This window comes from Pseudomonas sp. GM60, from assembly GCF_000282415.1.
Taxonomy (GTDB): domain Bacteria; phylum Pseudomonadota; class Gammaproteobacteria; order Pseudomonadales; family Pseudomonadaceae; genus Aquipseudomonas; species Aquipseudomonas migulae.
The window spans coordinates 22485-33403 of sequence record NZ_AKJI01000072.1 but is presented as its reverse complement, the minus strand read 5'-3'; the positions used below and the strand labels follow the sequence as shown (position 1 = coordinate 33403).

Sequence of the window (10919 nt, the reverse complement as noted above, 5' to 3'; positions counted from 1 at the left end):
AAGCCAGCTCCTACAGGTTCGGTGGTGTGTAGGAGCCGGCTTGCTGGCGATTCAGGCGACGTGGTGTGTCAGCTCAGCGGGTGTTACCACTGATACGTCGCGCTCGCCTGAACGGTGCGCTGTGCGCCATACCAGCACCACGAATAGGAATAGCACGACGCCACGTACTCTTTGTTGGCCAGGTTGCTGGCGTTCACCGCCAGGCGCAGGTTGTCCTTGAGGCTGTTGATGTGCGGGATGTCGTAGTGCACCGCTGCATCCAGCAGCGTGTAACCCGGCACCTTCAGTGTGTTGGCAGTGTCGCCCCAGGAGGAACCGACGTAACGCGCCCCGCCGCCGACACCGAAGCCTTTCGCTACGCCGTCGTGGAAGGTGTAATCCGCCCAGACCGAGGCCGTATGACGCGGCACGCCATAGTTGGTGGTGCCTTTCGCCGGCACTGCCGGGCCGACGGCGATGTCGGTCAGCGGCGCGTAGCTCACGGTGCTGTTGGACTTGGTGATGCGGTTGTCCAGATAAGCGTACGCGGCGGTGATGTCCAGGTTGTCATTCAGGCTGGCCTTGCCTTCGAGTTCGAAACCACGGGAACGCACTTCACCGCTCTGTTCCTGGCAACGCCCGGTGCCGCACAGGTGCGTCGGATCCGGATCAAGCGTCGGCACGTTGCTTTGGCGCAGGTCGAAGACCGACGCGGTGATAAAGCTGTTGCTGCCCGGTGGCTGGTACTTGATCCCCACTTCGTATTGCTGGCCCTCGGTCGGCTTGAACACCGAACCACCATAGCCGGTGCCCGACTGCGGTTCGAAGGATTCGGCGTAGCTGATGTACGGCGACAGGCCGTTATCGAACAGATAGACCAGCCCCACGCGACCGGTGAACGCCTCGCTGTCCAGAGAGGTTTTGGTCTTGACGTTGTTGCGCAAGTTCATCGAGCTGTTGTTGTTGGTCGCCCAGTCGTAGCGCCCCCCCATCAGCAACACCCACTTGTCCCATTTGATCTGGTCTTGCAGGTACAAGCCCTTCTGCTGGTTACGCTGCGTCGCGTCGGTGGTGAACGCCGGTGTGACGACCGGAACACCGTAGACCGGGTCAAAGATATCCAGCGTCGGCCCCGTGCCGAAACCGGACTTGGTATCCGTGCTGGTGTTCTGATAATCGCCACCCAACAGCACCGTGTGTTGCACCGGCCCAGTGTCGAATCTGGCTTGCACCTGGTTATCCAGGGTGTAGGCATCCAGGTCGACGTCTGTGGCAATGGTCGACCGGTTGGAGGTGCGGTAATCGGCGCGCAGGTTGCTGTTGTAGAGGCTGCGATAAACGCCTTCGCTGCGCAGGTAACGCGCGTTCTGACGCAAGGTCCAGACGTCGTTGAGGTGATGTTCGAACAAATAACCGATGGAGAAATACTCGCGGTCACTCTTCTCGAAATCCTTGTCGCCGTCATAGAAATCGACATCGATGTCACGCCCGGTCGGGCTGTGCAACACCGAGCCCCACGCCGGTGTCGAACCGTACGAAGCCGCCTTCGGGTCTTTCTGGAAATGCCCCAGCAGCGTCAGCGACGTGTCATCGCTCGGGCGCCAGGTGAACGCCGACGAAATGGACTGACGCTGGGTTTCGGTGTGTTCCAGTTGACCATCGGCCTCGTCGTACAGACCAGCCAGGCGATAGGAGTAAACGCCCTGGTCGTCGAGCGGGCCGCTCAAATCGAAGGTCGTGCGTTTCTTGTCGAAGGTGCCGTACTCGACGCCGATTTCATGGAACGGCGTATCCAGCGGCCGCTTGCTGACCATGTTCACCACACCGCTGGGGCTGGCCTGCCCGTACAGCACCGACGACGGCCCGCGCAAAACGTCCACGCGCTCCAGATCAAACGAGTCTTTTTGCGGCGAGGCATCGCGACTGCCCGGCATGCGCAAGCCGTCCAGATACACGGCCGGGGAAAAACCACGGATGGTCATCTGATCCAGTCGCGAGGCGGTAGAGCCACGGGTTTCGGGAATCACGCCGGCGGTGTAACGCAAGATCTGGTTGAGATTCTCCGCGCCCTGGGCACGCATCTGGTCCTTGGTGACCACGGAAATCGACTGCGGTGTTTCGTTCAGCGCCGTATCGGTCTTGGTCGCCGACAGCGCGCGCGTCGCGACATAACCCGCCACCGGACCGGTCGGACTTTCGCTCGCATACGCGCCGTTGATGTTGGTGGCCTGCAGCTCCAGAGAACCTTCGACCGCCTCGGGCGCAGGTTCGATGCGATAGCGCGTGGCCGACAGCGCGATGGCGTTGAGGCCGCTGCCCTGAAGCAATTGGGCAAGTGCGTCGCCGGTGCTGAATGGTCCGCTCAGGCCATTGCTGCGTTTACCGCGCGTCAAGGCCGGGTCGAAGGCCAACACCAGGTCTGCCTGCTCGGCCAGGCTGTTCAGCGCCTGACTCAAATCCCCGGCCGGGATCGAAAAACTGCGGACAGCACTGGTGTGTGAACCCGCGACCGGCGATTCGGCAGCCAGCAGCGGCGCCGCGACAAAAGCCATCGCCACTGAAAGCGCCAGTGGGTGCAACGGACGAGCAAAGCGAGACATGAGAAATCCTGCGAAATGGAAGGCGTTACTAACCATGACGGCCATGTCGGAAAAACAGACAATGAATGCGAGCGATTTGCATTAATATTTTTTGTAAACCCCGAAACCCTGTAGGAGCGAGCCTGCTCGCGATGGCGGTGGGTCAGACAAACCGTGTCGCCTGGATCGCCAGCAAGCCGGCTCCTACAGGTTGGGGTGAAACGGTATTGATGCCTTCCTCAACCTTGTAGGAGCTGGCTTGCCAGCGATGGCGGTGGGTCAGGCAGACCGTGTCGCCTGGATCGCCGGCAAGCCGACTCCTACAGGGTTGGGGGGTTATAGGGGTTTGATCACCACCAGCAGATCGGTGAAGTGCTCGACCTGGATCGGCAGGTTGTCCGCCAGTGTCGCGAGCGCTGCATCGGTGTCGTCGAGGCGGAACACGCCGGAGACGCGCAGCCCTTGCAGCGCCTGTTCGTCGTAGCGCACCAGGCCCCGTCGGTAACCGGCGAGGGCCTGAAGCACTTCGCTCAAAGGGCGGTCATCGACTTTGAGCAAGCCCCGGGTCCACGCATCCGGGTGGGCGTTGCCGATGGGTTGCGGTGCTTGCGCCCGGCCCTCTCTGAGGGTGGTTTGCTCGCCCGCCGCGACGTTCACCGCCTCGGCGCCGTTGGCTTTGGCGGCAACGACAGACTCCAGCACACTGACCACGGTTGAACCATCGGCTGCGCGCTTCACCAGATAGCGCGTGCCCAGTGCCGTCGCCGTCCCCTGATCAGTGCGCACCACAAACGGACGCCGGGCGTCCTTGGCCACCTCGACCCACATATCCCCTTCCAACAACTCGATGACGCGCTGCTGGCCGTCGAACTTCACGTCCAGCGCCGAATGACTGTTGAGCTGAATATGGCTGCCGTCCGAAAGCACCACCTCGCGCCGCTCGCCCACGCCGGTACGTTGATCGGCGAGCCAGACCGGCATGTTGTCCAGGCCGATCCAGCCACAGACCAACACACCCAGCAGCGCAATCGCCTGGGCGCCACGGCCCGACACTCTCGGGCCCGGCCGGGCAAAGGCATGCTTGAGGGCAACGCGTGCGGGGGCGGCAGGCAGCTCGTCAAAACCGCCCCACAAAGCCCGCATGCGCTCCAGGGCGAGCGAGTGTCGCGGGTCGGTTTCGCACCAGACATCGAAAGCCACACGTTCGGCGTCGGTAGCCAAATCGTCGTGCAACAACGTCAGCCAGTAAGCCGCCTCAAGGATCATCTGCTCGGAGGGTGGATGGACGTTCGTCACGACGGCTGTTCCGCCCCGTACAAGGTGTTGTAGCAATGGACGAGCGCACCGGCGACGTAGTTTTTGACCGTGCTGGCGGACACCTTCAGTTCAATCGCGATCTCGCTGTAGGTAAGGCCGTCGAGCCGACTGAGCAGGAACGCCTCGCGGTTCTTGTCTGGCAACCCGGCGAGCATCACGGCGATTTTTTCCAGCGCCTCAAGCGCCACATGGATCGCTTCGGGGTCGGGCATGCCGGCGTCATGCGCCTGGATCGCCAGCGCCTCGAGGTACGCCTGCTCGATCCGCCGGCGTCGGGCGCCATCAATCAACAAGCGCCCCGCCATGGTCGCCAGAAACGCCCGCGGCTCTTTGATGGTGTGAGGCTCGGCGAGGGTGAGCACGCGAATGAACGCGTCATGGGCCAAATCAGCCGCGCGTTGCGAACAGCCGAGTTTTTTCCGTAGCCAGCCATGCAACCAGGAATGGTGATCGCTATAGAGGTCGGTGAAGGTCCGCCGACGACGGGCAACGTCGTCATCAGCCACGGAAAAATCGCGCATACGCAAAAATTTCTCAAATAAGAAAGATTACCAGTAGCGCGAACGATGACAGTAAAACCATGGCAGAGCAAGCGACGTAAAGCCGCGGTGAATCAGAACGCTGAACAGCTATTGCTCCGGCGCAACCATCCGGAACCTGATGTTGATATCGTCGGAAACCACCGTGTCCGCCCACTCGCCTTCACCGATTTTGAAGTCGCTGCGCTTGAGCGTCAGTTGACCATCGAATATGCCGATCGCTTTCTGGGACTTCAGCAGGACCGGCACTTGCACCGTGCGCGTTATCTTCTTGAGGGTGAGATTGCCGGTGATCAAGTAACGGTTGTTGCTCAACGCTTTTACAGCGGTCGACTCAAACGTCGCCTGCGGAAAAGTGGCCGTGTCGAACCACGCGGGCTTTTTCAACTCTTCGTTGGCGTCACTGCTTCCGGCATCAATGCTGTCGAGTTCGATCGTGAGCACGGCGTGGGCTGCCGAGGGGTTCGCCGTGTCGAAATCCAGCGTGCCTTCGAACTTGCCGAACGTGCCGTAGACCCGTGAGCTGAACTGTTTGTAGGTGAAAGAGATAGTGCTGGCGGTCTCATTCACCTGTTTGTATTCGATGGCATCGGCGCACGGCAACACGCCGAGCGTGATCGCGACAAGCACGGCGGCGGAACGCGGGAAACGAAGGTTCATGGGATTCTCCGGCAGGACGCCCTGGTGCAGTGAGGTGCTGCACACAAAGGCCAGCCATAGGTGGACTAAAGCAAAAAATCGCCGTTTGTGCCATGGGTGCACCGGCGGCCCGACCACCTGTCGCGCACCCCCGTTACGCGCCGGATGCCTGAGTCATGCAGGTGTTTAATGAGTGTTCCATTCACCGCAACGGGAGACGAGTCATGAAAATCGTCGTCATCGGAGGGACTGGACTGATCGGCAGTCAACTGTGCAAAAACCTGCGGGCACTGGGGCATGAAGCGCTGGCAGCGTCACCGAGTACCGGCGTCAACGTCATCAGTGGCGAAGGGCTGAAGGAAGCCTTGGAAGGCGCAGATGTGGTGGTGGACGTGGCGAACTCGCCCTCATTCGAGGATCACGCAGCGTTGCATTTTTTCGAAACGGCCGGGAAAAACCTGTTCGCGGCGGAGAAAGTCGACGGCGTCAAACACCATGTTGCGCTGTCAGTGGTCGGCACCGAGCGCATGCTCGAAAGCGGTTACTTCCGGGCGAAGATGGCTCAGGAAAAACTCATCAAACACTCGGGCATTCCTTACACGATCCTGCGCGCCACGCAGTTCTTCGAGTTCATCGGTGCCATTGCCTACTCGGGTCGCGAAGACGGCAACACCATCCACCTGACCCCCGCCGCGCTGCAACCGATTGCCTCGCTCGATGTCGCCACGGCGCTGACCGATATCGCCTTGAAAGCGCCAGACAACCAGACCCTGGAAGTCGCCGGGCCGGATCGCAAGCCGATCGTTGAATTCGTGAACCAATACCTGCGGCACATCAAAGACCCGCGCGAGGTCGTCGCGGATGACACGGTTCCTTACTTCGGTGCGCCCATCAACGATCAGTCGCTGACGCCTGGGGCGAATCCGATCGTGGGCGCGACACGTTTTGAACATTGGCTGAAGAGCACATTGGCGCCCAATTGACGCTTATCGATGTTGCCCGGGCCGGCGGCCGGTTCGACTCGCCCGGCGAAGTCGAACCGGTCGTGCGGTGCATCACTCGGTGACGACGTTCAACGTCACGTCGATGTTGCCGCGGGTGGCTTTGGAGTACGGGCAGATCTCATGGGCGCCATGCGCCAGTTTCGTTGCAACCTCGTTCGACAGGCCCGGTACGCGCAAGGTCAATCGCCCCTGAATGAAGTACGCCTGGCCGGTCTGGCCCAAATCAACTTCGATGTCTACCGCCGTGTCGGCCGGCAGTGTCACGTTCAGCTCCTTGGCCACCAGGCCGACGGCGGCGCTATAGCAGGCCGACCAGGCACCGGAGAACAATTGCTCGGCGGTCGGGTGCGGCAGAATGTTCGAAAACTGGTGCGCCGGTTTTGCGCTGCCGGGCGAGGACAGCACGATGTCGAGGTTGCCGTTGTGGCCGCGCGACGTGTTGCCGGCTGCGCTAGGGGTGGTGTGGGTTTTGCCGGTGGCCAGGACTTTTTCGATCTTGCTCATGATGAATGCTCTCAATTGGGGATTTGTTTTCGCGTGCGCTTTTATCGCACGCGATGCATTGATAATAATTAAACGGTGAGGACGTTCAGTGCCACATCAATATTGCCGCGTGTTGCTTTCGAGTATGGGCAGATCTGATCAGCGGTGTGCGCCAGCGTGGTGGCGATGTCGTGTGGCAGGCCAGGTACGCGCAGAGTCAAACGAGCCTGAAGGAAGTAGGCCGGGCCGGTTTGCCCCAGATCGACTTCGATGTCGACGGAGAAGTCCGCTGGCAGCACCACGTTCAAATCATTGGCCACCAGACCGACGGCTGCGGTGTAGCACGCCGACCATGCACCGGCGAACAGTTGCTCGGCAGCCGGATGCGGCTGGGTGCCGGCAAACACATGAGCAGGTTTGGCGCTGCCGGGTGTCGACAGGGTGATGTCGAGGCTGCCGTTGTGGCCGCCGGAGGTGTTGCCGGCAGCGCTGGCGGTGGTGTGGGTTTTGCCGGTGGCCAGGACTTTTTCGATCTTGCTCATGGGGTGAATCCTCGATGTTGCTATAGGTTTGATTTAGTATCGCATTCGATTGTATCGTATACGATGGATGAATATTTACGCAGATGCCGGTGGGTGTCAATAGGTCGTTCAAGGGTTCTGCGACGAACGGTGTAAACCGTGAGACCGCTATCGCCGGCAAGCCGGCTCCTACAAGGATCGGGTTTACACGCGGACATTGTAGGAGCCGGCTTGCCGGCGATGGCGCCCTCAAGATCAACGCAACTTCCAGCCAAAAAAAATGGGCCCCCCCGTAACGGATGACCCATCTCTCAAACCCCAAATGTTTACGCCGCCCCACTCCCCTACCGCTGCCACGCCCGCGTCAACAACCTGATGACCTCGGCATCCGCAGTCTGGGAAAAATCCACGTACCAATGCCCGATCGACATAAACCAATCAGCAGTGATCGGGCACACCAATTCATCCACCTCACCGCGTAGCGCCTCCGCCGTTTCAACCGGCGCCACCGGTACCGCGACGACAACGCGAGCCGGCGCCTGTGCGCGCACCGCGTGAATCGCCGCCCTCATCGAAGCGCCCGTCGCCAGGCCATCGTCAATCAGAATCACCACCTGATCCTTCAACTGCACCGGCGCACGCGTTCCGCGATACACCTGCTCACGCCGCAGCAGCTCGCGGGTTTCCCGTGCGACCACGGCATCGAACGTTGCCTGATCAATCGGGTGTGCCCGCAGCGTATGCTCATTGAGGATTTGAATACCGCCGCTGGCAATTGCGCCCATCGCCAGCTCCTGATGGGTCGGAACGCCCAGTTTGCGCACTAGCATCAGGTCGAGGCGAACGTCCAGCGCGGTCGCCACTTCATACGCCACCGGCACACCGCCACGGGGCAAGGCGAGGACGAGGACATCGGGGCGATGCGCGTACTTGAGCAACGGCGCCACCAGCCGCCGACCGGCATCGGCGCGGTCTTGCAGAATGGTTGTCGATGAAGGACTCATGTGGAAAACCTCCCCAGGCGATCACGCCTGTCGGTTTACATCACCGTCACTCGGGATTGTCAGTCCGAAGGTGGACGACAGCAAGCCCACCGGCCTACACCGACGACTCGACTTTCTGACGCAACTTTTAACGCAAAAAAAAGAGCCACCCTGTTACGGGTGGCCCTCTTTTTAAAACCGGAGGTGTCCGGGAAGTTCAGCGAACGTTACAACTTAGCAAGCACTCGCAACAGCCCGCTGCGGCACCACATCGTCGCTCTGTTTTATCACTCGTTGAGTCAATGCCAGCATTGCCAGGAAACCCAGTGCAATCAACAGCGGATACGCCATCAACAGTTCAGAGAGTGAATACTTCCAGGCCAACGGGCGTCCGACGCCCAGCAGGGCCGCATACATCCAGGACACCGCCGACAGCGAGCCGCAGAATAGCGCCAGCATCCGAGCGCTAAACTCGAGCTTGAGCAGCGATCCGGCCTTCTGCATAGCCGGCAACACCAAGCGATGCAACAAGATGCCGTTGTACGTCAACAACATGACAATGATCACTTTGGCTTGAAGTTTCGGGTTCATGAAGTACTCGACTCCCTTCTCCAGGTAATCAATACCCACAATTGCAATACCGGTGACCCACAAAGCAATCAATGCAACAACGACAGACGTCTGGAGACTTTCCAGATGCGCATTATCGTGTTCCGAAAACACCTTACCCTTCAACAAGTTCTTAACCATGGCTATATCACTGGTCAACACCAAACCAATGGCAACACAACAGGCGACCAAGTGAGCATAAACAACACCCAACCGCACAAATTCCATACACTCTTTGTTTTCGACCAGACTCATAATTGTATTTATAGACACGGTACTTCTCCAACTGATTATACAGTGCGAATCATTAGTTCAGCGGGGCTCTAATCGAGTTGCAGGCCCTACGAGATCCGACTGATAAAAGACAAGCCAAATCAGTGATTTGGCGCGGCTGAACCGATTAATTTGCCCGGCAAATCAAGTTCGGCTATTTGTTGGCTCCTGAAATTCAGGTAAAAAAATCCTCACTTGCATTCAATGCATATGAGGTTCGGGATCCACTTCTCTTTCTGCGGCTGCAGGAGCAGGTCATGGCGACGCGCTGAAGTATCAGAGGGCATTAGAACCCAAATGTTCATTTTTCGAGCAAACCACCGACAAACGGTTAGTTCAGAAGAAGCAACTCACCTCGCTGGATAAATCCCAACTTCCCTGAAAGCCACGTGACAACTGGCCTGGTAAATTACATGGCGCCTTAGATTCTTCTATTGGATCCATTAGTTGTTACCTCACTAACGATATCTGCAATAGAGACCAACTCGCATTCAGGGCCCCTCCAACTAAAACAGTCATACTTATTAGAGCCAGGATTGAAATAAGGGATCCAATCTACACCAAGCGTTCAATCTTCTGATGTTGCCACACTAGTTTGTAATACAACGTCTGCAATATCAGCATCCCCAAATACGCCACCGGAAACGCCATCCACACACCCTGCAACCCGAACTGCCCGTCCAGCACATACGCCATCGGCAACTGCACGCCAAGCACGCACACAATCGAAATCGCCATCGGCACCAACACCGTGCCGCTGGCCCGCATGATCCCGCCGACAATCGCCTGAAAGCCAAACACCAACAGGCTCCAGAGCATGATGTGCAACAAGTGCTCGGCCTTCGCCTGAGTCAAATCGTCCGTCAGAAACAACCCCAGCAACCAGTGCGACAACAGATAACCCAACACCACCAACCCACCGGTCAGGCACACATTGATCAACAACCCCGTGCGCAGAATCGGCCCCATCCGCTCAATGCGCCCTGCCCCAATCGCCTGCGCCCCAAGAATCGATGCCGTGATCGCAATCGACAGCGCCGGAAACTGCACATAATTGACGATCTGCGTCACCGCCCCATACGCCGCCGTCGCCTGCGAACCGTGCTGATTCACCAACGCCAGAATCACCAACTCCGACACCGACAACACCACCATCTGCAACCCGGTCGGCAAACCGATGCGTAACACCTTGCCGAGAATCACCCGATCCAGGCGCATCGCCGCAAACATCTCCCGATCCGGTGCCAACGGATGCCCCCGCCGAATCAACCGCCACGCCAACCACCCCATCGCCGATAAATTCCCCGCCAACCCCGCATACGCCGCACTCTGAATCCCCAACATCGGCAACCCGAACCAACCGCGAATCAACGCCGGCGTCAGCGCCAGGCCGATGCACGTCGACACCACCAATGCGATCAGCGGCGACACCGTATCGCTCACCCCGCGCAGCAGCTGGGTGAACAGGACGTAGACCAACAGCGACGGCATGATCCACATCATCACGTGGGCGTAGGACACGGCGTCGTCCAGCACGTCAGCCGGAGTGCCCAAGCCTTGCAAGGCTGGTCTTGCGAATACGCTGCCCAGCACCGCCGCTGTCAGGCCGATGATTGCTCCCAACAGCAACGTGGTGGCGGCGATGGTTTTCACCAAGTGCGGTTCCCGTGCGCCCCAGGCTTGGCCGATGAGCACGCTCGCACCCGCACCGAGGCCGATGACCAGGGCGATGAAGAAGAAGACGATGGGGAACATGCCGGAGACGGCGGCCAGGGCTTGGGTGCCGAGCATTTGGCCGATGTAGATGCTGTTGACGGTGCCCGACATGGATTGGAGGAAGTTGGAGAGGACCATGGGGGTGAGGAAAAGGAGGTAGGTTTTCCAGAGAGGGTTTGGGGTGGTGGGGGTTTGCATTGGGTGGAGGTCCGTCTCGACTGCGGAGTTGGGATTCTAGAGGATAGCGATCGCGGGGATGAACAAAGTTGAATGAATG

The 10919-nt window shown here is 59.3% G+C and carries 10 protein-coding genes; 1 reads left to right on the top strand and 9 read right to left on the bottom strand.

Annotation, left to right across the window (positions count from 1 at the left end):
• Window positions 1-83: 83 nt before the first annotated feature.
• The 4 genes from PMI32_RS11280 to PMI32_RS11295 form a co-directional block, all read right to left on the bottom strand.
• Complete coding sequence (locus tag PMI32_RS11280; protein ID WP_008030862.1) at window positions 84-2579, bottom strand: TonB-dependent siderophore receptor; 2496 nt, start codon at window positions 2577-2579, stop codon at window positions 84-86.
• A gap of 315 nt (window positions 2580-2894) precedes the next feature.
• Complete coding sequence (locus tag PMI32_RS11285; RefSeq protein ID WP_032828843.1) at window positions 2895-3824, bottom strand: FecR family protein; 930 nt, start codon at window positions 3822-3824, stop codon at window positions 2895-2897.
• A gap of 26 nt (window positions 3825-3850) precedes the next feature.
• Entirely contained in the window at window positions 3851-4396 is a 546-nt protein-coding gene (locus PMI32_RS11290) for a sigma-70 family RNA polymerase sigma factor (RefSeq protein ID WP_008030859.1), read from the bottom strand.
• Between the two features lie 108 nt (window positions 4397-4504).
• Complete coding sequence (locus tag PMI32_RS11295) at window positions 4505-5074, bottom strand: YceI family protein (RefSeq protein WP_008030857.1); 570 nt, start codon at window positions 5072-5074, stop codon at window positions 4505-4507.
• A gap of 203 nt (window positions 5075-5277) precedes the next feature.
• Between PMI32_RS11295 and PMI32_RS11300 the strand changes: the two genes are divergently transcribed.
• Complete coding sequence (locus PMI32_RS11300; protein WP_008030854.1) at window positions 5278-6036, top strand: SDR family oxidoreductase; 759 nt, start codon at window positions 5278-5280, stop codon at window positions 6034-6036.
• Window positions 6037-6108: 72 nt separating this feature from the next.
• On the opposite strand, the gene PMI32_RS11305 is transcribed toward PMI32_RS11300, so the two are convergent.
• The 5 genes from PMI32_RS11305 to PMI32_RS11325 form a co-directional block, all read right to left on the bottom strand.
• Window positions 6109-6561, bottom strand: coding sequence for an Ohr family peroxiredoxin (locus tag PMI32_RS11305; protein ID WP_008030852.1), 453 nt, complete (start codon window positions 6559-6561; stop codon window positions 6109-6111).
• A 68-nt stretch (window positions 6562-6629) separates the two neighbouring features.
• On the bottom strand, window positions 6630-7082 hold the full coding sequence (locus PMI32_RS11310) for an Ohr family peroxiredoxin (RefSeq protein ID WP_008030850.1): 453 nt from the start codon (window positions 7080-7082) through the stop codon (window positions 6630-6632).
• Window positions 7083-7405: 323 nt separating this feature from the next.
• Complete coding sequence (locus tag PMI32_RS11315) at window positions 7406-8065, bottom strand: phosphoribosyltransferase (protein WP_008030849.1); 660 nt, start codon at window positions 8063-8065, stop codon at window positions 7406-7408.
• 213 nt (window positions 8066-8278) lie between these two features.
• The gene (locus PMI32_RS11320; RefSeq protein WP_008030847.1) at window positions 8279-8926 is read right to left on the bottom strand and encodes a hypothetical protein; all 648 of its coding nucleotides are present in this window, start codon (window positions 8924-8926) and stop codon (window positions 8279-8281) included.
• Window positions 8927-9481: 555 nt separating this feature from the next.
• Window positions 9482-10840: an MATE family efflux transporter gene (locus PMI32_RS11325; protein WP_008030845.1), complete on the bottom strand. Its 1359-nt coding sequence runs from the start codon at window positions 10838-10840 to the stop codon at window positions 9482-9484.
• Between the last annotated feature and the right edge of the window lie 79 nt (window positions 10841-10919).